General features: G+C 43.2%; 22 protein-coding genes and 1 pseudogene. 13 read left to right on the forward strand and 10 right to left on the reverse strand.

What is annotated here, in order from left to right:
* Positions 1-8: 8 nt before the first annotated feature.
* A complete protein-coding gene (locus PJF56_RS09835) occupies positions 9-512 on the forward strand; it encodes a lipocalin-like domain-containing protein (protein WP_283762493.1) in 504 nt (167 codons plus the stop codon).
* A gap of 188 nt (positions 513-700) precedes the next feature.
* Complete coding sequence (locus PJF56_RS09840) at positions 701-1198, forward strand: lipocalin-like domain-containing protein (protein WP_283762494.1); 498 nt, start codon at positions 701-703, stop codon at positions 1196-1198.
* Between the two features lie 176 nt (positions 1199-1374).
* On the opposite strand, the gene PJF56_RS09845 is transcribed toward PJF56_RS09840, so the two are convergent.
* Both PJF56_RS09845 and PJF56_RS09850 read right to left on the reverse strand, forming a co-directional pair.
* Positions 1375-2676, reverse strand: coding sequence for a phthiocerol/phthiodiolone dimycocerosyl transferase family protein (locus tag PJF56_RS09845; RefSeq protein ID WP_283762495.1), 1302 nt, complete (start codon positions 2674-2676; stop codon positions 1375-1377).
* A gap of 206 nt (positions 2677-2882) precedes the next feature.
* Positions 2883-3944 (reverse strand): hypothetical protein, encoded by a 1062-nt coding sequence (locus tag PJF56_RS09850; RefSeq protein WP_283762496.1) that lies wholly within the window; start codon positions 3942-3944, stop codon positions 2883-2885.
* Positions 3945-4081: 137 nt separating this feature from the next.
* Here PJF56_RS09850 and PJF56_RS09855 point away from each other — a divergent pair, with 137 nt between their 5' ends.
* From PJF56_RS09855 to PJF56_RS09880, 6 genes are all read left to right on the forward strand, one after another.
* Positions 4082-5698: a lipase family protein gene (locus tag PJF56_RS09855; RefSeq protein WP_283762497.1), complete on the forward strand. Its 1617-nt coding sequence runs from the start codon at positions 4082-4084 to the stop codon at positions 5696-5698.
* A gap of 236 nt (positions 5699-5934) precedes the next feature.
* Complete coding sequence (locus PJF56_RS09860; RefSeq protein WP_283762498.1) at positions 5935-6216, forward strand: DUF6312 domain-containing protein; 282 nt, start codon at positions 5935-5937, stop codon at positions 6214-6216.
* A gap of 188 nt (positions 6217-6404) precedes the next feature.
* Positions 6405-6596: a DUF6200 domain-containing protein gene (locus PJF56_RS09865; protein WP_283762499.1), complete on the forward strand. Its 192-nt coding sequence runs from the start codon at positions 6405-6407 to the stop codon at positions 6594-6596.
* A 161-nt stretch (positions 6597-6757) separates the two neighbouring features.
* Entirely contained in the window at positions 6758-8548 is a 1791-nt protein-coding gene (locus tag PJF56_RS09870; RefSeq protein WP_283762500.1) for an ABC1 kinase family protein, read from the forward strand.
* Positions 8549-8624: 76 nt separating this feature from the next.
* Positions 8625-12362 (forward strand): LamG-like jellyroll fold domain-containing protein, encoded by a 3738-nt coding sequence (locus PJF56_RS09875; RefSeq protein WP_283762501.1) that lies wholly within the window; start codon positions 8625-8627, stop codon positions 12360-12362.
* Between the two features lie 83 nt (positions 12363-12445).
* Positions 12446-13552, forward strand: coding sequence for a LamG-like jellyroll fold domain-containing protein (locus PJF56_RS09880; RefSeq protein WP_283762502.1), 1107 nt, complete (start codon positions 12446-12448; stop codon positions 13550-13552).
* Positions 13553-13775: 223 nt separating this feature from the next.
* On the opposite strand, the gene PJF56_RS09885 is transcribed toward PJF56_RS09880, so the two are convergent.
* The gene (locus PJF56_RS09885) at positions 13776-14912 is read right to left on the reverse strand and encodes a glycosyltransferase family 4 protein (protein WP_283762503.1); all 1137 of its coding nucleotides are present in this window, start codon (positions 14910-14912) and stop codon (positions 13776-13778) included.
* A 386-nt stretch (positions 14913-15298) separates the two neighbouring features.
* Between PJF56_RS09885 and PJF56_RS09890 the strand changes: the two genes are divergently transcribed.
* Together PJF56_RS09890 and PJF56_RS09895 are read left to right on the forward strand one after the other, a co-directional pair.
* The gene (locus PJF56_RS09890) at positions 15299-15544 is read left to right on the forward strand and encodes an acyl carrier protein (protein WP_283762504.1); all 246 of its coding nucleotides are present in this window, start codon (positions 15299-15301) and stop codon (positions 15542-15544) included.
* Between the two features lie 106 nt (positions 15545-15650).
* Positions 15651-16943 (forward strand): beta-ketoacyl synthase N-terminal-like domain-containing protein, encoded by a 1293-nt coding sequence (locus tag PJF56_RS09895; RefSeq protein WP_283762505.1) that lies wholly within the window; start codon positions 15651-15653, stop codon positions 16941-16943.
* Here the strand turns inward: PJF56_RS09895 and PJF56_RS09900 are convergent.
* Both PJF56_RS09900 and PJF56_RS09905 read right to left on the reverse strand, forming a co-directional pair.
* Positions 16888-17679 carry a DUF6816 family protein gene (locus PJF56_RS09900; RefSeq protein ID WP_283762506.1) on the reverse strand — a complete coding sequence of 264 codons (792 nt, stop codon included), beginning with the start codon at positions 17677-17679 and terminating at the stop codon, positions 16888-16890. The two genes, PJF56_RS09895 and PJF56_RS09900, sit on opposite strands and share 56 nt — an antisense overlap.
* Positions 17680-17681: 2 nt before the next feature.
* Positions 17682-17777 (reverse strand): annotated as a pseudogene (locus tag PJF56_RS09905) (PhoH family protein); the annotation flags it as partial.
* 318 nt (positions 17778-18095) lie between these two features.
* Between PJF56_RS09905 and PJF56_RS09910 the strand changes: the two are divergent.
* The 3 genes from PJF56_RS09910 to PJF56_RS09920 are packed head-to-tail and all read left to right on the forward strand — an operon-like array spanning position 18096 to position 18711.
* Entirely contained in the window at positions 18096-18233 is a 138-nt protein-coding gene (locus tag PJF56_RS09910) for a hypothetical protein (protein WP_283762508.1), read from the forward strand.
* On the forward strand, positions 18230-18487 hold the full coding sequence (locus tag PJF56_RS09915) for a type II toxin-antitoxin system HicA family toxin (RefSeq protein ID WP_283762509.1): 258 nt from the start codon (positions 18230-18232) through the stop codon (positions 18485-18487). The genes PJF56_RS09910 and PJF56_RS09915 overlap by 4 nt, the downstream gene beginning before the upstream one ends.
* Positions 18484-18711: a type II toxin-antitoxin system HicB family antitoxin gene (locus PJF56_RS09920; RefSeq protein ID WP_283762510.1), complete on the forward strand. Its 228-nt coding sequence runs from the start codon at positions 18484-18486 to the stop codon at positions 18709-18711. Before PJF56_RS09915 ends, PJF56_RS09920 begins: the two co-directional genes overlap by 4 nt.
* 70 nt (positions 18712-18781) lie before the next feature.
* Here the strand turns inward: PJF56_RS09920 and PJF56_RS09925 are convergent, their stop codons facing one another.
* The 5 genes from PJF56_RS09925 to PJF56_RS09945 form a co-directional block, all read right to left on the reverse strand.
* Complete coding sequence (locus tag PJF56_RS09925) at positions 18782-19744, reverse strand: PhoH family protein (RefSeq protein ID WP_283762511.1); 963 nt, start codon at positions 19742-19744, stop codon at positions 18782-18784.
* Between the two features lie 43 nt (positions 19745-19787).
* The gene (locus PJF56_RS09930; RefSeq protein ID WP_283762512.1) at positions 19788-20186 is read right to left on the reverse strand and encodes a KH domain-containing protein; all 399 of its coding nucleotides are present in this window, start codon (positions 20184-20186) and stop codon (positions 19788-19790) included.
* A 4-nt stretch (positions 20187-20190) separates the two neighbouring features.
* Positions 20191-20454: a 30S ribosomal protein S16 gene (rpsP, locus tag PJF56_RS09935; RefSeq protein WP_283755013.1), complete on the reverse strand. Its 264-nt coding sequence runs from the start codon at positions 20452-20454 to the stop codon at positions 20191-20193.
* A 138-nt stretch (positions 20455-20592) separates the two neighbouring features.
* Positions 20593-21219 (reverse strand): RloB family protein, encoded by a 627-nt coding sequence (locus tag PJF56_RS09940; protein WP_283762513.1) that lies wholly within the window; start codon positions 21217-21219, stop codon positions 20593-20595.
* Positions 21220-21221: 2 nt separating this feature from the next.
* Positions 21222-22478 carry an AAA family ATPase gene (locus PJF56_RS09945; protein ID WP_283762514.1) on the reverse strand — a complete coding sequence of 419 codons (1257 nt, stop codon included), beginning with the start codon at positions 22476-22478 and terminating at the stop codon, positions 21222-21224.
* Positions 22479-22575: the final 97 nt, after the last annotated feature.

The following is a 22575-nucleotide window of genomic DNA, read 5'->3' on the forward strand; positions in this document are numbered from 1 at the left end:
GAAGAGAAATGACAGAAAGAACAGAAATGAAAAATAGTATAATTAGCAAAGAATCTCTTGTCGGGATATGGACGCTTATGGATATGAAAACTGTAGATAATGAAGAAAATGTCATTTATTCCTACGGCGAAAATCCCCCAGGCTATCTTATTTATACAAAGGAAGGGTATGTGTCAGTCGCAATGATGAATAAGCATCGCTTGAATCTTGGATTAACTGTACAACATATCATGGATATGGGCTATGGTATAAAGCGCAAGATAAATATGTTTAAGTATATCAAAGCACTTTTTCGATATATTCAGGCAGTGCAACAGTTTGTTTCTTATACAGGTAAATATAAAGTCAGAGATAATAAAGTTATTCACAATCTTGAAATTTGTTCAGTTCCAGATGTAATTGGTGTAGACTTTGAAAGAGCTATTGAGCTTTCAGGAGATAAACTTTTCATGACTGTATTAGAGCCGGACTATACGGTTTATACTACTTGGCAACGTATTTCTGAAGTTTAGACTAACAGGGGAGTTCCAAGACAGCGATAGGATGGTTACGTCCGCTCTGAATCCTATGCGTTACAAATATTAATAAAAGCCTAAGAGTGCAAAGGGAGAGAATTGAAAAGCTAAATGATATGATATGAGTGAGCATTCAATTAAGTGTCTATGATAGGCATCTTCTACAAGTAATTTAAGGAGTAAAAATGACAGAAGAAACAGAAATGACAAATAGTGTAATTACCAAAGAATCTCTTGTCGGAATGTGGAAACTTATCGAGATGAAAACCATAGATAAGGAACAAAACATCATTTATCCCTATGGGAAAGATGCCGTATCCTATATCACATATACGAAGGAGGGATATGTGTCACTTGGACTTATGGGTAAGAATCGCTTGCCTCTTGGATTACCTATAGAAAATATCTTGGATATGGGGTATGGTATAAAACCAAAGTTAAATATATTTCAGTATATCAAAGCAGCTATTCGATATCTTCAGGCAGCGCAACAGTTTGTTTGTTATGTAGGTAAATATGAAGTTAGAGATAATCAAGTTTTTCACAATCTGGAAATTAGTGTAGTTCCAGATGTGATTGGTATGGACTTGCCAAGGACTGTTGAGATTTCAGGAAATCAACTGTCCCTGAATATATTCTATCCGAAGTATACCGTTTATTCTACTTGGCAACGCGTTTCCTAGGACTCACTGAGTAGCAAGCAAATTGATTCTTTCTCACAAGAAGAAAGACAGCTTGAGCTGTAAATTGAAGCCCTTTCACATTGTGTACAGACCTATGCTACAAAATGTCGTGCGGAATGTTGGGCTATAAACTTGAAAGGTGAATCCTCAATATGGGTACAAGTTAAAACCTACATTCATCTGCTAGCATCAACCAGACAGGACAGAACGCTATCTGCTAAAGTCTCCATCGTCTCCTGGCTGATTGCAGGCTCAGAAAAAGGGAAATGCAAAAACATTTTTCCCTCAAAAATTGTAACAGTAGCGCACAACACACCCCCAAATATGGCATTCGCTATAGTTCCACTAAATTCTAAGAGTTCAAATTGACCGAAAACCCTCGAAATATTTACTTGACCAGCATTGGAAATACTCACTGTACTAGGAGCCATATCTAGGCGGTTGAGCGCCGAATCGAACCCCTTCTTCATCATCAAAGCTTGAGAGAAAATATCGCCGCGCTTGATGCTAACTTTCAACTGTTGTCTCAACTCCCGTGCTAATTCCCAGAAGGAGGTATTTGGATCGAGAGTGTGAAATGACATTATGGCGCTAGCCACTTGGCCTAAGTGTTCATGGCCGATCGCTGGTTTTAAGCGTCCGCGCAGATCAACAGCAGACCAACAGGACACAGACGTTTTCTGCCCTGCTCTGATTTTTCTTGCTGTGACAAACATCAGCGCCACACATAAAGCACAATGTACTGTTGTCTTTTCTTGACGACAACGTAAAATCAGCTGCTGGGTAACCTCGGCATCTAACTGTCTATAAACATTGCCAGTACGGCGTAAATCAAGAGGTACAGTCTTCTCAAAACTCAAGCCTTTTGGTCGGTGCAAAGTACTTTTGAAAATAAGTCCCAGCAGAAACAAGAGATTATTGATATTGCCCCTGAAGCCTTTTACTGATGGGGGTAATAACTCATCTATAGGGGGAAGCGACGGTAAGCTGGACATTGGCACGACTGGTTCACCAGAGGCAATTTTTGAGCAGTAAGTCAAGATTTCTGAATATAAGTGGATAGTCGATAGGGCATCACAAATGGCGTGGTTTATTGCGATCATCAGATGGCTAGTACTATTTTCACTTTGCTCCTGTCCTTGCACAAGTACAGCTCGCATCAAAACTTCACTACTCTCAATTTGGGTGTTTAGTTCTTCCCGAAGGGTCTCTTGCCATTGTTCAGGGTGCTGCCTATCCACAACTCGCAAAGGAATCTTTTTAGCACCCGTTTCAAAACGGAGATTATTCACTTCACCAACGATCCGAGAATTAAGCCGAGAGTGACGAGTTTGAACAAGAGCAAGCGCCTGTTCAACAATTTCTTGACTTAAGGGACCCGAAATTCGCCCGATCATCACTATATTTGATGAGCTAGCCAAGCGATTTGATATTTCCATTGCTTGCTCAGATGCACAGAGTTGCCTGTTGTCAATCATGAATATCTCCTCTTCTACCTCTATTCCTTAAAAGACTGTCTGAACTAATACAATAGGCGCTTTTTTCTACTTGAAATTATTGTGAATGATAAAATTTTCCTCTAGGAGAGTATCATACCTTTGGTGTGGTTGCAATCTATTTAGTATAGTGTCAGATCGGAACAATGCCTGTATTTTTTTATGCAAAAAGTGTGAAATGCTCACAACTAAAGCCTGATGTCACTAGACCAGGACGTAGCCCTAGAAATTCTTCCCGGATAATGATCTGAATTAATCTCAACGACAAGATCTGTTAATTGGGAATTTTGAGTCAGGGGAGTAATAAATAGTTCTGGATGTAAACTGCGCCAAAAGTAGTTAACAAATTCTTTAACTTCTGATTCATTCATGCCTGGTTTTCCAGTAGCTATCATTTCTTGTTCGGCTTGTAGTCGCCACTGTTCAGATAGCCGGTAATCTGTGGGATATAAAACCATTAATCGATCTAGACAATCCCAAAGCGGCAAGTATTCATGTAGACGTTGATTCATGTCTTGGGCAAATAGTCGATCTTCTTCAGAATCAATCGGAGAAGGTGCAAAATCAAACCGATCTGGATCAATGGGTTGTACACCTACAAACCAACCTTCAAAGAAGATGATATCTGCATGGGTAATGATTTCTGAATCCGTCCGATCGCCTTCTCCCTGATAAGCCGATTTGTCAAACCGAGGAAATTCTACGGGGTACTGGGAGTTACGACAGCGCTCTAAAACATCAATTCCTAAGTGAATATCGTGAGTCCCTGGAGGGCCTCGACGAATGAAACGGGGGTCTTGGGTTTTCAGAATTTGACGGTCTTCATAGGTTTTATATAAATCATCTAAAGATAAACTTGCCGATGTATAGCCCAGTTTTGCTAAGATCAACTTTAACAGAGTACTTAAAGTCGTCTTTCCAGTTCCCTGGCCCCCTAGAATCCCTTGAATCAGAGGTCGCCTGAGCTGTTTTTGAGATTCCCCTAACCACAGCGCTAAAGGTAACCAAAACTGCCATAAGGTTTGAGACAAAGTTTCTGGTGGAGTATTAGGAAGCACCCGCCGAATCTCCGGGTTTAGCTCCGTGAATAACTCAACTTTTAGAGAGAGTTGGCCTTTTACTGCTTCTGGAGTAAAATCAAAATCCAGGAGTTCATTCATATCCTCTTGCCCTAAATCTTCAAAGAATAACTCTATCATGGACTGATTGTTTTTACTCAACAAACCATTCCCAATGCTATATTCATTCATGAAATCAAAGACTTAATGTCAGTTTCTTTCTTGAAAATAGTAGCAATAACTACAATTTTCTGATTTTCTCCAACCCCCTTGACTCCAGAGACGCGATCGGCTATTCTCCAATCGGAATCCAATATTGAGGTAAAACAATGTCAGGTCAATACAATTGGCAACAAAAAGTCCTTGCCCACATTTGGTTTACTTACTGTCTTGCTATTCCCAAAGCCCACTTTGGCTCTCAAGAATATCTACAGAAATTTGCGACCAAAGCCATTAAAACATATTGTGCTGATGCTCAGATCCGCAAGCTGATTGGTACTTGGCAATTAACTTGGGGATGTGCTATTTATCAAAACAATACTAAAGTCTCGTCCTCTAATGTGAACGACCACACGATGTATGTGGCTAAGAACACAGACAACACAGAGATCGACCAATATGTGATTGCAATAGCAGGAACTAGCCCATTCTCTCTACAAAATATCTTATTGGAAAATGTTAATGTTGGAAATGCTACACCCTGGAATGCGGGTCAACCCTGGAAGAGTGGAGAAACTATCAATCAAGACAATGGTCAACCTGCTGTCTCTGCTGGTATGTGTAAAGCATTGAAAGACTTGACCACCCAGATGTGGGATGGAAATCTCTTACTACTTGATTATCTTAAACAAGTAACAAGCCAAGCCTCTAAACCCGTTGAAATCACAGTGGCTGGTCATAGTTTAGGAGGAGCCATGGCTCCCTCTCTGGCTTTACTATTAGTCGATCGTCAAGCAGAATGGGATGAGAAGAAAACAGCTACAGTAAAAGTGGTAGCTTTAGCTGGATTTTCTCCAGGCAATGAAGCGTTTGCAAATTATTATGATGCGACTCTGGGGGATAAAACTGACCGCCTTTGGAACCAGAGTGACATAGTTCCCAATCTCTGGGAAATTGACGGTATGAGGAAGATTCCAGGAATCTATGAACCTGAGCTACCCTCCAACATTGCTATCTCAGTATTATTGAAGCGTCTAGAACAATTTAGCCAGGCTCAGAACTACACTCAGATCAAACGTTCAGTACCGGGTTTTCCGAGTACCTTTAACCCTTCCTTTGAAATTGAAAACATCTTAAAGAAGAATGTTGTCTTGGACCAGAATGTTGTCTTGGATATGTGTGCAGAGTTTCTTGCTTACCCTGTACTGCTTCAAATTAAAGGTATGCCATTTTTGAGTGATGATTTAGAGAGTAATCTCACGACACTGTTTAAAGCATTTTCTAATGATATTAAAGAAGTTTTTGATGATTTGATCGCGAACGACACAAATACCGAAGATGCATTAAAAGAACGATTAAGTGCATCAATCACTGAATTTACTGGTATAGAGGTTAACCTGTTTTTTGTGCCGGTTTCCGATCGATTGCAGCAGTTATTCTCCCGCGAGGAAATTTTTAGCCTGATCAATTATGTCTTACAATTGTTATATCACCATACCGTGCGCTACAGTGAATACTATGGTTATACTGAAGTAGACCGTAGGAGAGAAGAACTTACGGCTCAAGTTGCTGCTCAACTTGAACAAGAAGAGGCTAAAATTCAACCTGAAAACACCGTAATAGTCAATTATGGTAGTGCGAAAAAAGACGATGTTGACGATCTGTTGCGTGGAGAAGGAAAACTTTTGAAGGGAATGTCAGGCATTATGGAACGCCTCAAACAATCAGGGCACGTTAGTAAGAGTGCCCAACCCGTTATCTTCCTGGTTCAGAAGAAGAAAGATTAACAAATGTAGATATCACCAGTGGAGAAAGGCTCTCACAAGTGCTTGAGGATTTCGATGAGGTAACGATCGCCTCGATAACTGGATGGGACTACTTGGTTGATGCCTTATTTAGGGAAACTGAATAGAGAAATAGGATCACCAGATATTCAACTTTAAACAAATGTGTTATAATGGATGTGTGACACCAGGTTTTACCAACCTTAAAAACTGTATTACATTGACAGGAGTCAAAAATAATGGCTGATGAACCCAAAAAAGTAGTTGTCCTTCAAAGCGATGAAGACTTTGGTGGCGTTCCTGAAACTCTAGTAGAGAAGGACAAGAAGAAAAAGAAAAAGCAACAGGCAGCTTTGAAACCTGTGGAAAAAGTAGCTTTCAAAGCTGCAAAGCAGTTGGATGAAGCTTCAAAAGTATACAGAGATGCTCATGAGAAATCCAACAGCAAGAAAAAGGATGGTTGGCTTAGGGATTTACCCAAAAATTACACCAAGGCCATGTCCAAACTGATGAAGTTTTAGAGTTTTTTTGCACTGTGTCATTACGATTTTATGAAAGAATCTAATGATACTAGGGTTCTGCCAAGAATAGCTTGAGTTATGAGCCTAATCTCGGTTAGGCAGTTGTCTCAGTAACCGAGATTAGGCCCAAAATAGATATAACAGATAAGTCAATTTCACCACTTTACACACAAAAAAGAGGAAACGTTATGGCAATTAAACAAACAGCAAATACAATTATCCTTGAAATGGGATCTGCCGATTCTGATGATATCAAAGATCTCCGCTATGGCGAAGGAAAACTGTTCAAGAAGATTGCGAAGACCATTGAAAACCTCAAAGACGAAGGCCATGTTGAGGAAAATGCCCAGCCGATTATTGTGGTAGTCAAAAAGAAATGATGAGAAGGAAGAATGGGTTTGTTTTAGAACCTTAAGAGAGGTTTGATCGCAAAGATTTGTGGGAACCCTCCCAGGAAGTATTCAATCCATCCGGAAACTATGGTATTCTGTTTGTCGGATGGGTTGGTTTTGATTTCTAAATAGTGACTCTCTCCTTAAGGATGGTTAGCAAAAAAGATATCCCTACACCCCTGATTGCAGGTAAAAGTCGAAAAAAAGTAAAAGTTCTAGACCTGGAGCAACTAGAGTCCCGTCGTGTTTCTCTTTTTTACATCATTAAAAAATTTGTAATCTTTTTTCTACAAGTACAGTTGCGAAAGAGAGCTGGGAAATCAGATAGACAGAAAACAGCAGAACAGTTACGGGAAATATTTGAAGATTTAGGTGGATTTTGGGTAAAGACAGGTCAACTCTTAGCACTCCGTAGCGATCTGTTCCCGGAAGAAATCTGTGATGAATTGGCTCGTCTCCAATTTGAAGCCGTGGGTTTTCCCATGTCAATTGTCCGTTCTACCATTGAATCCCAGTTAGGAGTTCCCCTAGAGCAAATTTTTGACGATTTCGATCCAGAACCCATAGCTGCTGCTTCTATTGCCCAAATTCACACTGCTGTTTTACGCAGTAAAAAAACTCCTGTTGTCGTTAAGGTTCAGCGTCCTGGCTTAGATGAATCCTTTAGGCGGGATCTGGGTTTGATTAAAATTGTCGCTGGTCTATATTCAAAAACCGATCTAGGGAGTTTTCTTCTTTTAGATGAAGCGGTTGCGGAATTGGAGAGAGTTCTTAATGAAGAGTTGGACTATCGTTATGAAGCCTCCAATGCTCGTCGGATGAAAAAAACTCTGAAAGAGCATAAAATAGAAGTTCCTAAAATTTATGATAAATATACTCGGCCCAAAGTTTTGGTCATGGAATATATTCCGGGTGTACTTATGGCTGACTATATTAAAGTTTATCAAACAGACCCAGCAAGATTTCGCCAATGGGAAGAAGAAAACAAAGTCGATCGCGAAATTATAGGGGAAAAACTCTATTTATCCTTATATCGACAAATCTTTGAAGATAACTTATATCATGCTGACCTGCATCCAGGTAATATTATTTTGTTGCGTGACAATAAGTTGGTATTAATTGACATGGGGAGTGTGGGTTCCTTAGATAGTGATTTAAGACTCTATTACTTGAACTATGTTAAAGCCTTAGAAAAAAATGATTTTGCTAAAGCATCTGATTACAATATTCGCATGGGACTAGATATTCCCAAAGCGAATATGCCAAGAGTGAGGGCAGAAATGGCAAAAGCTACAGAAGAATGGGCAGCAAAGTCAAGACTGAAAGGAATAAGCTATAAAGAAAAGTCTTTAGGAGGAGGCACTTCTGAAATTGTAAAGGTAGCTATTAAATACCGTATTCCCAGTAACTGGTCATTCCTGAAAATTACGCGATCGCTCCTAACGCTAGATGGCTCGATGCAATACCTAATTGAAGATTTTGATGCCTTGAAAATCATTAAAAAATATAACAAACAATCGGAGCGCCGCGCTTTCAAGAAAAGCCTAGAGCCAGATAACGTTAGAGCATCAATTAATGAATTCTTTCAGACGATTGATGAATACAATCAAATCATTCTTCCTCAACTGCGACAACGAACCCATGCTTTTGAAATAACAGGGAACTCATTTTCTCTGGCTCTAGGTGTTATAATGCGAACATTTTCTTCGGTATTATTAGGAAGTGCAGTAATCGTCCTGTATACTTTTTTGTATCAAAATCACTTCCAATGGATCAAAAAAATTCACACTCAAGTTGTTAATGATGTTGTTAGCCATATCCCAGTTTTGCCCTACTTGTTGTGGATTTTAATTCTGATCGGAATTTTGTTAGCAGCTAGGATGTTTACTTCTGTGGCAACTATTCTGGAGCGTAAAGACTATGGAGAGAGATTATTATAGAATGATAGAATTCTTAACCAACCCAGTGTAAGTCATCCCATTTATTCAACCTAAAATATAGAGGAAATTAACCCTTATGAGTAACTCACAATCTGTTCTAACCTTTGATGGAATCGATGATTACATTTCAGTTGAGGATCGTCCAAGTTTGCAGATTTCTACTTATACTGTAGAAGTCTGGGTGAAGCCTAATGGCAAACCGAACCAAGCATGGAAAGGGATTGTGGGTAAACCGGGTCGGAATTACCATATCTGGATTCATAATGCTGGATATGTACACCATCGCTTCCATACCAATAAAAGCACTAATGCTGGCGCACCTAATACGCCTAATGGTTCTCTGGCATGGGATCGGTGGAGCCATGTGGCAATTACGAATGATGGGACAACGGCTAAAACTTATATCAATGGGGAGCTGAAAGCAGAAGGTCTGACAGGAGGGACTTTAATTGTTGACAAAACTCCCCTATATGTAGCACGCAGATTAGATGAAGCCAGCGGAAACTATTTCAAGGGACAAATTGCCGATCTTCGGATTTGGAATCAGGTGCGATCGCCAGAAGAAATCAAAAATCGTATGGGTCAACGCCTCACCGGGAATGAATCGGGACTAGTCGCCTATTGGCCCCTAAATGAGGGCAGTGGAACGACAGCAGGAGATAAAACCAGTAATGGTAACCAAGGTACGATTCACGGAGCCACTTGGACACAGGAAAATCTCGACTTTATCACCCCAGCACCAACTGAATCCGCTCTACCCAGCCCGCAAGCGATCGCCAGCTTTAATGGAAGTAACCAATACATAGAAGTTCCCTACAAAAAAGAACTCAACCCCGCTCAATTTACCGTATCCTGTTGGGCAAAAGTAGAAGGAGGACAAGGACAATGGCGATCGCCAGTAACCTGTCGCACGGCGAAAGGCAGCAGTGCATTAGGCGGATACCTTCTCTATGCAGGCAACAATAACAAATGGCAATTTTGGACAGGAAACGGGGGATGGGTGACCCTGCACGGTGCAGAGGTAGTGCTAAACACCTGGACTCATGTCGCCGCAACCTACGACGGCAGCACCATGAAACTTTATATTAATGGAGAACTTTCTGGCAAACCCGTCCAATCCAAAATCCTGATCAACAGCCAACATCCTCTGCGCATAGGTGCAGGAATCACCGAAGGCAATCCCGGATTTTTCTTCAACGGCAAAATCGCTGAAGTACGCCTCTGGGATAGAGCCTGCTCCCAAGAAGAGATCCAGGAATCGATGCACCAGAGACTCAGGGGAGACGAACTGGGATTAATTGCCTACTGGTCCTTAGACCAAGAGAGTGGAACAAGCGCAGAAGATAAAACCGGTAAAGGCAACCCCGGAACCCTTCATGGAGCCACTTGGGAAACTTCAGCGCTACCCCTGACTCCCCCAGAAAAGACAGATTCTGAGCCATCAGCACTCATGTTCGATGGGATCGATGATTATGTCAGCCTACCCATCGAGAGCATTCCAGAAGGCAAAGAAATCACGATTAGTTTCTGGGCAAAAGGAGCCTCTTCTCTTCCCAAACAATGCTCCGTCTTTTTTGCCTATCCAACTCCGAATTTTAACCCATCAAAAGGCAAGATTGTCTATACAGTTAACATCCATTTACCCTGGTCAAATAGCAATATCTACTTTGATTGTGGTTCCGATGGAAACACTTATAACCGCATCTACAAAGCAGCCCAAGCAACGGACTTTAAAGATAAATGGACACATTGGGCATTTACCCTCAATGCCAACACCGGAAAAATGGCCATCTATCTCAATGGAGACCTGTGGTGTGAAGGCAGCAACAAAACCCTCTCCATTCCTAAACCTGGAGAAGTGAAAATCGGCAGTGGTTATGGATTTTACCATGGCAGCCTGAGTGAAGTGCGAGTCTGGGATCGGGAATTGAGTGGGACAGAAGTTAAAGACACCATCTCCACTCGCTTAACGGGTAGGGAACCGGGATTAGTCAGCTACTGGCCCTTAGATGAAGGAACAGGAACAACAGCAGAGGATAAGAGTGGTAATAACCATCACGGCACAATTAATGGAGCCACTTGGGAAACTTCCGGTTTAGAACTCTCACCAGCACCAACAGTAGAACCGTCAGAAACCCCCTCAACTGAGACAACCATTCTCACGTTTGATGGAGTCGATGACTATGTAAATATTCCCAGCAATGCCACTCTAGACGTAACTGATAACTTCACCATTGAAGCCTGGATTAAACCGGAAGTCTTAGGTAAGCGGATTGTAGACAAAACCATTGGGGGTAAAAATGAAGGATTTACCTTCGATACCTACCCGCAAAATCTGCGATTCATTAACAAAGGGATTCTATTCACCAGTCGCACTCCCTTAGAAACAGGCACTTGGCAGCATGTGGCGGTCACCTTCAAACATGAAGCCAACGGAGCCAAACTCTATATCAATGGGGAAGAAGATAATGTGGCTACTCCCAGTCGGGTAGGAACAGTGACAAAATTGCCCGTGCGTCTAGGTTCACAAGCGGATAAATTGGGTAATCTCTTCAAAGGAGAAATGGCAGAAGTGCGGATTTGGAATCGAGTCCGGTCTCCAGAGGAGATTAAAGCCAGTATGAACCAGCGCTTGGCTGGAGCAGAAGAGGGATTAATGGGTTATTGGCCTCTGAATGAAGGTACGGGAACCACCGCAGAGGACAATACGAGCAATGGGAATACAGGAACCGTTCATGGCGGAACTTGGGGAACTTCAGATTTAAGCTTAACTCCAGCTCCAGAACCGGAAACGACTGCTGAAGAGACGGAGGTGGAAGAAGAAGCTCTATCCCCTGCTTCTCTGATGTTTGATGGTCTAGATGACTATGTTGCTATCCCCAATTCTGAGTGGGAAAGTTCAGCATTTTCTGTGGAACTGTGGGCCAAAGCGAGCCAAAAGCAATCCAACTATGTTGGACTGCTGAGTAGCTCGAACGATCCGACTGAGAGTGGTTCATGCCAGATTGATGCCATGGGCGGATTTTATCGCTTGTATCACAGTGATATTCAGGTTCGGATTGCTAAGGTGAATCAAGAATGGCAGCATCTGGTGGTGACTTATGATGGCACGGCTGTGCAAACTTATCTGAATGGGGAGCCACAAAATTTAAAAGCGATTGATGCGATGACCACTGTGTTTAAGGATTATGTTTTGGGTCGAAATCGCAACGGTGATAAATATTTTGCGGGTGAACTTAGTGATGTCCGGATTTGGGATAGGGCATTAACTGCTGATGAAATTCAAGAGGCGATGGGCTACCGTTTGACCGGGGATGAATCGGGGTTAGTTGCCTATTGGCCTTTAGATGAGGGCAAGGGGAGTGCGATCGGCGATCGCACCGGTAATACGCAACCTGGCGTAATGAATGGCGCAACTTGGCAAACGACAGATTTAGATCTCTCCGTTGCCCAGGACGATAGCGATGCTTCACCAGATATCCCCCAAGAACCCGAACCTGCCTCCAAGAAACCAATTCCTGTGGATCGGTCGGTAATTAGTATTACAGTTCTCAAGAGTGATGAAGATTTTGGTGGACGACCCGATACCCTCTATGGCAAGTCCTCTAAATCTAAGAAACGGAAGAAGAAACGGAAAAAGCACTCGAAATTCCTCTCGCCCTACGAGAAGTATGTAAGGGAACTGGCGAAGCGTCAGGATGAAGCAACTCATACTTATGTTGAACGTCACAAGCGTTCTAATCGCAAGAAAAAGGATGGTTGGCTCAAGGATTTTGTCAAAAATTATAGCAAGAGTGTATCCAAGTTGTTCTAAAATCGTTCTAATGCTCATCCTCCCCTGTAGCCTAGGTGACCCAAGACTACAGGGGTTAGTGCTAACCATAAACTTCATCAATCATGACTGAGAACCTTTCTGCCAACCCCAATCTAGAAAAGGCGATCGCTCTTCAGAGCAATGATGAGATTCAAATAAACAATGGTCATCACTTACCTGGAGTTCGTTCCTTTCACATCGTTCAACCCCCAAAAGAACCCATCTCTTCACAAGAGAAGAGTCTGGAATTAGCTGAAACGGTTCAAGATGTTGAAGAAGCAGTCTTAAAATTTGATGGCCAAGATGATTATGTTGATTGTGGGATTGCAGAGTGTTTTAATTTAAGCAATACTCTCACCCTCGAAGTCTGGGTCAAGCTTGGGGCAGTCAAACCTGGAACTCGGTATTATATCGTAGGTCGAGGTTCGCGACAGTATAATTATAGCTATGGATTGCTCTATCTGAAACTGAAGAGTCATCAAGAACAAATTAGATTTCTGTTTGCTAAAGCCCCTGTAGTCTGGGAACCTACGATTAATTTAAGCGATCGCCACTATCATCATCTAGCCTTAGTCGTTGAAAATCAACAAGCCATCCTCTACATCGATGGAGAGTCCCAAGGAACCCAACCCCTATCTGAACAACTTTATCCCAACACAGAGGTTCCCTTGCAAATCGGCCGCTTATTTGGCCAAACTCGATTTCACGGAGAAACGAGTGAAATCCGTCTCTGGAGTACAGCACGAACCTCTAAAGAGATCCGTAAGCATCGGTTTCACCGTCTAACTGGGGATGAACCGGGGTTAGTGGGGTACTGGCAACTTAATGACGGATCGGGAGAAATAGCAGGCGATCGCACCCTCAATAGCAACCCTGGTCAAATTTATGGAGCAACCTGGAAATTCTCCCCATCCTCCCAACTCCCCTTTCTACCCACCTCTTCACCTCAAGCCAAACCCAAGAAATCTAAATCCAAAAGTCAACGACAAACTAAGATTAAAGTCCCCAAAGGCATAGACAGAATTATTCTTTTACGCAGCAAAGACAAATTTGGAGGTAAACCCGATTTTCTCTATGAAAAATCAAGCAAAACCAAGGATAAAAACAAGAAACGTAAAAAGCAATCCAAGGCCTTGAGACCGATAGAAAAGCTAGTCAGACGGTGGGGAAAAGCTCTCTCCAAGATGTAGCTGTTTCATCCAACCGATAAAAAAATGATGGTATCTGTAGGGGCGAAAAATTTTTCGCCCTTACTAGCTTGGCAAGCTTAAAACCGTAGGTTGGGTTGAACGGCAGTGAAACCCAACAAAGTTCGATTGACGTTGGGTTTCGGTTCCTCAACCCAACCTACACTCTTATTACAAATCCGATCAAGTATACCCATCAGGGAGCTAATCGCTGAATGCTGATAGACTAGCGCTCTAGAATACTTAAAATATCTGAAGCTACGCGAGACCAACTATAGTTTATCTCACTTAATTGTCGGCCATTTCGTCCCATATCTTCAGCTAAATCGAGATTTGATAAAAGATAATTAATCGGTTGGGCAAATGCGGCTGGATTTTCATAATCCTTAATGAGCAAGCCATTTTTTTCTGGAATAATGACTTCTGCATTTCCTCCCCGTACCGTAGTCAGAATACATAACCCAGTTGCCATAGCTTCATAATGAACACGAGCTAGAGGTTCTTGCCACTGAGAAGCACAGACAAAAATATCACCTAACAGAAAATAATCTTGAACTCGATCCGGTGAAATAAAGCCAGTTAAACGCACCGCATCTCCTAATTGTTGTGCTTGTTTCTTCAGAGTACGAACATATTCATTTTCTTCATTTTTTCCGTACCACTTACTGCCCACCAATAATAGAATAGCCGAAGGATGCTGTTCCAGAACATCAGGAAAAGCACTCAGTAAAATATGGGGGCCTTTTTTATCCGTCAAACGTCCAACGTAAAGAACTACTTTTCGATCCTCTAAACCCTGTTCAGCCAATAAGCTGGCTCGACGTTCTTGTAAGCCTGAAGCCCATCGAGGCTGGAAGCGTTCTAGATCGACTCCCGCATAAACAGGTTTAAGTTTATGCTCATAACCTGGAAATAAATCCGCGATTCCATCAGCAATAAACTGGCTCACGGTAACCACACCATCGACCCGATCTAGACAGCGATAAGCCAGTTCAGGTGTGATTTTCTTAGCATGAAACATTTCATTATGCATACTCAAAAGAAAACGACTGTGGGGCGCAGCATCAGCCACCATGGGTAAATATTTAGGTCGATTATATAAAATAACCCAATCAAAGGATTCTTGGGCTACAAAATTAGCGACTTCTTGATAATAAGCATCAGAATCTCCTGGTGTTGCTCGCTGATAACGAATACCATTACGAATTTCTTTGTCTTGCAAATTCGGATCGGTTACTGAAACAACTGTAACGTCATGTTCTTTACTTAAGTAAGGTAAAATGCCATCAATATAGGTTTGAATTGCACCCCCACGAATACAAGGTACAGGTAATTTTTCTGTACAAACCAATACAATTTTCATGATCTTGCCAAATCCTACTGTTTATGATAGGTTTTTCCTTGAATTTAGCATTCAATCAAGTACCTATCTATGGAAAAAGTCAAAGTATAGAAACAAGCAAGGTAGGAAAGGTTTAACCTTGTGTGTTCTTAAGATTATCTTTGATAATTAAGATGGTACACTAAAATTACAATCAATCAAGAACTAATATCAAATCTGGTTCATCGACCACAGTTGAGAGGCGATGCCTTCGGAAAGCTTCGCTAACGCTAGGCTACCAATGGTATTATGATATTTAAGTGTACCCCCGTATCTATTCTGGATACCATTAACAAAACATACAACTGGTATATCAATAGCACTAAGTGATATGATGATCCTACGAAGCTAAACTTTAAGATAAAATTATGGATAAAGAGAAAATTCTGAACTTGATTAAACAGTGTACTCGCGAAGTAGCTCCGGAATTGGAAGAAGTGCCCCTAAAGCCAACGGATAGCCTGAAAAATTTAGGGATTGATTCGGTGAATCGGGCGGAAATTATCATGATGGTGATGGAGGATTTATCGTTAAATGTTCCCCGTATAGAGTTGGCTGGCGCTAACAATATTGGCGAACTGGCTGATCTATTTGTGTCGAAATTGGAGGTATAGCCCTAGCAATAGACATAATGGGAGTATCTTGCTGGCTTTTGCACTCTAGCGAGCGAGATGTTCGCAGGAGGCCAAAATCTAAAGCTGGTGGTCTAGGAACTCAGTAATGGTGCAGTTAGCAACTCAGATTAATGTTACTGGAATGGGGATTATAACAGCGATCGCCCAAACCATTCCCGATTTTACCGAATCCCTATGGGCACAGAAAACGGCATTTGGCTATCTGAAACGCCCTGGTCGGGAAGGAGCGGAGCCGTTTTTAGGGGCGGAATTGCCCCATCTAGATATCGAGTCTGCACTTCCTGAGTATCGGGGACTGTTGCGAACCGCGAGTTGGAGTTCCCAAGTGGCAACATTGGCAATGGCTGAAGCTTGGGAGGATGCAAACTTAAATGCGGCGATCGCCTCCGGGATAATTGACCCGCAACGGATCTCTCTGGTGGTGGGTGGCTCTAATTTTCAACAGCGATCGCAAAAGGAACTCTGGCAAAAGTATCAATCTAAACCCCAATTCCTTCGCCCCACCTATGGCTTAACCGTTTGGGATACGGATATGGTGGGCATTTTGTCCCAGTGTTTTCAGATCCGAGGTGAAGGCTATACGGTAGGAGCAGCTTCAGCGAGTGGAGCATTAGCCATTATCCATGCAGCGCGTCAGATTCTCACGGGTGAAGCGGATGTCAGTATTGCCGTAGGAGCGCTGTTTGATTTTTCCGCTTGGGAATGTCAGGGGTTGAGAAATTTGGGAGCGATGGGCAGCGATCGCTTTAAGGATCGGCCCGATTTAGCATGTCGCCCTTTTGACCGAGATCGTGATGGTTTTATTTATGGGGAAGGTTGCGGAGTTTTAGTCCTAGAGCGGGTTGATCTCAGGAAGGTTGATATCCATGGAACTCTCCTAGGATGGGGATTAGCCTTAGATGGTAATCGTTCTCCTGAACCTTCGCAAGCAGGAGAAGAACGGGCGATGCAGGCAGCGTTAAAAATGTCGAATTTGCAACCCGAACAAATCGATTATGTAAATACCCATGGAACCAGCTCTCCCCTTGGCGATCGAACAGAGGTAGCAGCGTTGAAAGGGGTAGGGTTATCCCACTGTTTAGTGAATTCCACCAAATCGTTAACCGGACATTGTTTAACCGGTGCAGGGGTGGTGGAGGCGATCGCCACTTTGCTGCAACTGAAAGCACAGCGCTGCCATGGAACCCACAATCTCATTCATCCCATTGACTCCGATTTAAGGTGGGTTACCGAGGCTTCTATACCGGCAGAAATTGAGTATGCGATCGGTAATAGTTTTGCCTTTGGGGGTATGAATGCGGCGATCGCGTTTGGAAAACCTCTCACTCATCCACAGGGGATAAGAGCAACTGATAGCGGTATAACCCCACCGGAGTAGAGAGGGCGCGGAAATAGTCGGGATCTTGGGGAGAGAGATAAATAGCGGTAATTTGCTCGGCTACAACTTCTTTTGTCTCGGTCAAACGATGGTAAGCTGTCGTAGTTTCCACCTCATTGAGATAAATTTGCCCTTGACTGCGAAACACCTGTTGAGCGACTTCTGTACTGATAAACCGATCGTCACTGGGGGTTTCTGTCGCCCGTCCCGTAACAATGGAGATCAGTTGTTGATCGGAACTCAAGCGGATAATTTGCCGATTGGGATTATCCGGATCGACTTTCACCGATCGCAACACTCCCTCGCCTAAATAAGCACTGGCAATATGGGAGCCATTAAACTCGCGATCGGCCACAATGGGGTTAAAAATCTGATTGAGGGTGTTTCCCCACGACCAACCCTCACCCTGGAAGGGCAATACCCACTCACTCGCGGGTTGAAAGCGCACCTCAAACTCAATCGGTTGATCTAAATATTGCCGATTTCCCTCAAAACCAGGGGTGACCACATCCGGCGCTAAGGGGGCTATCATGTCCTCCAGGGTACTGGTAACTTGCCAAGTTCCTTCCATCCAGTCAGGATAAATTAAGTCCCCTGTAGCCGCCATTACGGGCGGTTTACTGTGCCAATCGGGAAACTGCTGTAGGCGATCGCCCAACGCCCCCGCCCAAACTGGAGAGACAACCATCACCCACAGACACAGAGCGATCGCGATTCCTGTAAAGAGCCGTTTCATAGCGATCGAAATCCCAACCGTGTTAACACCATCTTCATCTGTGCTGGAGTCGTATTTTGAGCATCATCCACAATCATAAACGAATTATTCAAACTGCGGTCAAAATCAACCGCTCATACTGGTATCGCCGATCTTGTAGGTTAGGTTGACAAAAGTTGCCAGCGATTTGGGATGGTGCGTTATGCGGAAATATCATTGATTTGTAACCATTCACATTTTCTGGCCGCATAACACACCCTACCTATGATGGTGTCGCCCCCGTAGGGTGTGTTGCGGCATCGATAATGGAAAAAATCCGTATAATTAATAGTGCGATCGCCGATATTGTAGGTTGGGTTGACAAAAGGAAACCCAACACCCTCGGAACCCAGATTAAATGCGGTAGGATAGACATTGGATAGATTTTGTAGATTGCCGTGAGCGAAACCGTCTATATTGGCGAAAAAGATACTCCTGCTGGCAGAGATCGCGGTATGCCGGACGATCGCGCCAGTCAGGAGATTTGGGCGTGCTTACCCTGGAAGCGTTGTAGGGAAAATTGCAAGGAGAGATGAGCAAAAAACAAAAACTGTTACGGCAAGTTCTGAACAATCCTAAAAATGTTAACTTCAAAGATATGGTGAGCCTGGTTGAAGCATTTGGCTTTACTCTGGATCGGATTAATGGTAGCCACCATATCTTTACCCATCCAGACATTCCTGAACTCGTTAATATTCAGAACGTTAAAGGTAGTGCCAAACCCTATCAAGTCCGGCAATTTTTAACCTTAGTCGAAACCTACAACTTAACTTTAGAGGAGGATGTATGAAAGATTATCATATCAATATTTTCTACAGCGAAGATGATGAAGGATACATTGCTGATATCCCCGATTTGCAATTTTGCTCTGCCTTTGGTGCAACCCCAACTGAAGCCCTCCAGGAATTAGAAATCGCTAAACAGGCATGGCTAGACACAGCGCGATCGCAAGGTAAGCCCGTTCCTCAACCCACCTATCGACCTATTATTTATCAACTCAAAACTGCCTCATGAAACTCACGATACGACAAATTGTCGTCTAGCGCCAACCAGACTTTTGCCCAGCGCCAAGCGCTCTATCCCCCTAAAGAGCCTTTTCATACCGCTCATAAGCCGTTACAATTCGTTGTACCAAAGGATGACGCACCACATCCGATTGGGTCAACTTACAAAACCCAACCCCTTCCACATTCCTTAAAATCTCCTCCGCCACTGCCAAACCCGATCGCTGATGGCCCGGTAAATCCGTTTGCGTCACATCCCCCGTCACCACCATCCGCGATCCAAACCCCAACCGGGTTAGCACCATCTTTATCTGAGCCGGAGTCGTATTCTGAGCCTCATCCACAATAATAAACGAATTATTCAAACTGCGACCGCGCATATACGCCAACGGAGCCACCTCAATCACCCCTCGCTCCATCAAATTTCCAATCTTCTCCGGCTCAATAAACTCATACAGGGCATCATAAAGGGGCCGCAGAAACGGATTCACCTTTTGTTGGAGATCTCCAGGCAAAAACCCCAACTTTTCCCCCGCTTCCACAGCCGGACGAGTTAAAATCAAGCGCTCATACTGATTATCCAGCAGTGCTTTCACCGCCAAAACCGCCGCCAAATAGGTTTTTCCCGTTCCAGCCGGGCCAATACAAAACGTCAAATCCTGAGTTCGCACCGACTCCACATAGCGCTTTTGGGCAAAGGTTTTCGCCCGAATCTCCTCCCCGCGACGGGTACGAGCAAGGACATTTTTCTTCAGATCCTGATGCTCATCCTGCCGGCCCGTATCCAAAGCATGGCGGGCCGTCAGCACATCCACACCAGAGAGCAACTTACCCTTACCCCAGAACTCTTCGAGCGATCGCACCAAAGCCAAACATAACTCCACCTGCTTCCCTGTGCCCGAAATCAGCAACTCCTGACCCCTCAACACCACGGTAGCTCCCGTTTGTCTACTGAGGATTTTCAGGTTCTCGCCCTGAACTCCCGACAATGCGATCGCACTATCGGGACTCGGCAGCTCAATGATTGCCTGTTCATTGCTCATAATCCACCGCAACCCCAGCAAGGGATGGCCAGTCGTTTAGTCCTCATCGGCGATAAGGCCCTTGAACTCGGCGCGGTTCTGGTCGCGATGGTCTTCGGGGTTTACTCCGATCCCGGACTCGAACCTCCTCCTGGTGTCCATGAGACTCGTGGCGATCGCCAGCCACATGGAACCCACCATACACATCCAAATAAACCGACTGTCCCGCAGCCTGAGCCGTCGTTGACAGCACCGTTCGGATCGCCTCTATATTCCGGCCACCTCGACCATACACCTTCGCCTTATCCTTCGGTGAAAACGCCACCCGTATCCACACCAGAGGCTTACTCGTAGACAGCTCACAATCGATCTTCAACTCCTCTGGAAACTCTAGGAACGGATGAACCAGCATCCGCACCAACTCCCAATAATCTGGAGTTGGCGAAGTCGATTGTGTTGTCATCTCATTAGTTTTCTGCAGTTGTTGCTTTGAGTTGTTCAAAGACATTCGCTTTTTCAAGGATATTACGCACAGTATCAGTCGGTTGAGCGCCTTGTTTTAAGCGCCGTACAATTCCCGGCACATCAAGGCGAGTCTCATCCGTTCTCGGATTATAAAACCCCAACTCTTCCAAAGGACGAGCTTCTCGGCGAGTCGTACTCGGCATCGCCACAATCCGATAGCTCACTTCCCGTTTCTTACCAAACCGTTTCAATCGTAACTTAATCATCGCTTTCCTTCAGCACTAAGCTTTTCGATTTTAGACACTCAACTCCTCATCATACCATTTTTTCACCGCTATACCCATAATTAACAATTTAGAACACAAATCCTCTCCGTTCCTCCATGTCTCTGTGGTTCATCCCCCTCACCTCCTGTTCACCTTTTTCAACTCTTCAACCAATAGATGAACCCGTGTTAACGGGTTATTCGAGTCATTCTCCTCTTGCTCTTCCATTAACCGTTTGGCTCCTTTAATAGCACTCTCCTGTTCTGTTTGGAGATGGGGATAATAATCTCTACCTTTTTCTTTTACATAAGATTCATTAGGCTTAAGAATCTCCTGCTTTTTAAATATTCTGTCCACTTTGTCACATACTTGCTCGCTGGTCAATGGACTACTCGTATACTCGAAATGTAGTAAAAACCACAGATCGAAACAGGGAATTGAAAAGATCGGTTCATCATCCTTGGTCATTTTACACGCTTCGTCAAATTCTAGGCGATCGCCATCAAACACGCAATAGAGGCGATCGGGTTTTTCCTTCTCTTGCAACCGCTTCCCTTCTTGCACCACTTTTCTGGCATCACCACTCTTTCCTCCAGACGCTGCCACCACTTCAATCTTAGTTGTCACTAATTGCAGATCTTCTTTCAAAGATTGAAAATATTGATATTCTGTCTTGCCCTCAACCACAATAAGAAAATAGTCTTTTGGCTTTCGATCGCCCTGCTTACGTTTTAATTTATTCTCCGATTTGCCTTTACGCGCCATGATTAAATTTTCAGACCTCCCACAAATGGAATCGCACCATAGCGCCCCAGTAAATACCCTCTTTGCAGAGATTCATCCTCACGGGGACGAAATTCTAGGAGTGAATATAAATGGGTTTTTTGCCGCTCTTTTTCCGTAAACCAAATTTGATCTTGGCGAAACAAATCTTGGTCTAAAAGCGTGGTATCATGGGTAGTAAAGATTAACTGAGCATGATGGGGATTTGTTTCTAGATTATGGAACATTTCTACCAAACTACGGGCTAACGTAGGATGCAGACTCCTTTCGAGTTCATCGATCGCGATGACCTTCCCATCTTGCAACGCTTCAATCCATACGCCCCCCAATTCAAACAGTCTTTGTGTCCCATCAGACTCATCATCGATAGACCAACTTAGTGAAAAAGCCTTACGGGAAGGGGTTCCTTTTTTATAAGGTTGATAAGCAAAACTAATTCTTTCATCTTTAAAGTTGATGTTAGAAATCTCATTATTAGATTGATTTAATAAGTCAACTATTTTTTTCTTAAAGTCTTGATCTGAAATACATTTATGAGCTGTATACTCTCTATGTTTTTTTTTAGAGTCTAGCGTTGTAATTACATTTAGATTCGTCTTAAACCAATTAAATACCTCCAGCAGTTGAGGATGGTTATTTTGAGCTGCATGGGATAAAAACAAGGAATTCGGGCGCACTAAATCCTTAATCCGTTGCTTTTCGCCTTTTAAGCTGGGGAACGACCATTCATAGCCGCGACTGCTAGGATTCAAATCTTGATTTTTAATATTATGTTTGCGAGTAAACCAAGTTTGCGCTCGTTGTTTTGGATAAGCAATTAACCATTCTTCAATCACATGAGTTTTGTATAAACAAACTCCATATTCATAGCGAATACTATTCTGAATGAAAAGAATGTTGAATTCTGTAATGCTATTAGGAAAGACCATACGAAAGGGGGATTGTTCGATTTCATATTCCATCAAAAAAGGCTGAACATCAAATTCATCTCCTTCTTGCATTCGACTAGCGGAATTTATGACAATATTCTGAAGCGTTCTCAGAGCGCGAACTAAATTACTTTTTCCAGAGGCATTGGGGCCATAAATTGCTGTACTCTTGAGCAAGTGTAAATCCTTAGAGTTGGGCGCAGCAAAGGTATGGCTTTCCCAGAAATTATCCACATCCTCAGAAGCCACCAGACTTAAAGTTTGACATTCATTAATTGAGCGATAGTTAGTAACGCTAAACTCGATTAGCATAAAATTCGATATGTCATCTGAATTGTCCGATTATGGAACCCAAGCGGAAAACCCAACTAAGCGTCTGACGAAAGTTGGGTTTCACTGCCGTTCAACC

The sequence above is a fragment of the Roseofilum halophilum BLCC-M91 genome (assembly GCF_030068445.1).
GTDB classification, from domain to species: Bacteria; Cyanobacteriota; Cyanobacteriia; order Cyanobacteriales; family Desertifilaceae; genus Roseofilum; species Roseofilum halophilum.

What these genes read in the sequence shown, in the direction of transcription:
- PJF56_RS09885 (WP_283762503.1), bottom strand. Translation starts at nt 14,912, where the DNA reads ATGAAAATTGTATTGGTTTGTACAGAAAAATTACCTGTACCTTGTATT.
- PJF56_RS09855 (WP_283762497.1), top strand. Translation starts at nt 4,082, where the DNA reads ATGTCAGGTCAATACAATTGGCAACAAAAAGTCCTTGCCCACATTTGG.
- PJF56_RS09925 (WP_283762511.1), bottom strand. Translation starts at nt 19,744, where the DNA reads ATGAGCAATGAACAGGCAATCATTGAGCTGCCGAGTCCCGATAGTGCG.
- PJF56_RS09870 (WP_283762500.1), top strand. Translation starts at nt 6,758, where the DNA reads ATGGTTAGCAAAAAAGATATCCCTACACCCCTGATTGCAGGTAAAAGT.
- PJF56_RS09900 (WP_283762506.1), bottom strand. Translation starts at nt 17,679, where the DNA reads ATGAAACGGCTCTTTACAGGAATCGCGATCGCTCTGTGTCTGTGGGTG.
- PJF56_RS09920 (WP_283762510.1), top strand. Translation starts at nt 18,484, where the DNA reads ATGAAAGATTATCATATCAATATTTTCTACAGCGAAGATGATGAAGGA.
- PJF56_RS09880 (WP_283762502.1), top strand. Translation starts at nt 12,446, where the DNA reads ATGACTGAGAACCTTTCTGCCAACCCCAATCTAGAAAAGGCGATCGCT.
- PJF56_RS09915 (WP_283762509.1), top strand. Translation starts at nt 18,230, where the DNA reads ATGAGCAAAAAACAAAAACTGTTACGGCAAGTTCTGAACAATCCTAAA.
- PJF56_RS09850 (WP_283762496.1), bottom strand. Translation starts at nt 3,944, where the DNA reads ATGAATGAATATAGCATTGGGAATGGTTTGTTGAGTAAAAACAATCAG.
- PJF56_RS09835 (WP_283762493.1), top strand. Translation starts at nt 9, where the DNA reads ATGACAGAAAGAACAGAAATGAAAAATAGTATAATTAGCAAAGAATCT.
- PJF56_RS09845 (WP_283762495.1), bottom strand. Translation starts at nt 2,676, where the DNA reads ATGATTGACAACAGGCAACTCTGTGCATCTGAGCAAGCAATGGAAATA.
- PJF56_RS09840 (WP_283762494.1), top strand. Translation starts at nt 701, where the DNA reads ATGACAGAAGAAACAGAAATGACAAATAGTGTAATTACCAAAGAATCT.
- PJF56_RS09860 (WP_283762498.1), top strand. Translation starts at nt 5,935, where the DNA reads ATGGCTGATGAACCCAAAAAAGTAGTTGTCCTTCAAAGCGATGAAGAC.
- PJF56_RS09940 (WP_283762513.1), bottom strand. Translation starts at nt 21,219, where the DNA reads ATGGCGCGTAAAGGCAAATCGGAGAATAAATTAAAACGTAAGCAGGGC.
- rpsP (WP_283755013.1), bottom strand. Translation starts at nt 20,454, where the DNA reads ATGATTAAGTTACGATTGAAACGGTTTGGTAAGAAACGGGAAGTGAGC.
- PJF56_RS09865 (WP_283762499.1), top strand. Translation starts at nt 6,405, where the DNA reads ATGGCAATTAAACAAACAGCAAATACAATTATCCTTGAAATGGGATCT.
- PJF56_RS09890 (WP_283762504.1), top strand. Translation starts at nt 15,299, where the DNA reads ATGGATAAAGAGAAAATTCTGAACTTGATTAAACAGTGTACTCGCGAA.
- PJF56_RS09895 (WP_283762505.1), top strand. Translation starts at nt 15,651, where the DNA reads ATGGTGCAGTTAGCAACTCAGATTAATGTTACTGGAATGGGGATTATA.
- PJF56_RS09930 (WP_283762512.1), bottom strand. Translation starts at nt 20,186, where the DNA reads ATGACAACACAATCGACTTCGCCAACTCCAGATTATTGGGAGTTGGTG.
- PJF56_RS09945 (WP_283762514.1), bottom strand. Translation starts at nt 22,478, where the DNA reads ATGCTAATCGAGTTTAGCGTTACTAACTATCGCTCAATTAATGAATGT.
- PJF56_RS09875 (WP_283762501.1), top strand. Translation starts at nt 8,625, where the DNA reads ATGAGTAACTCACAATCTGTTCTAACCTTTGATGGAATCGATGATTAC.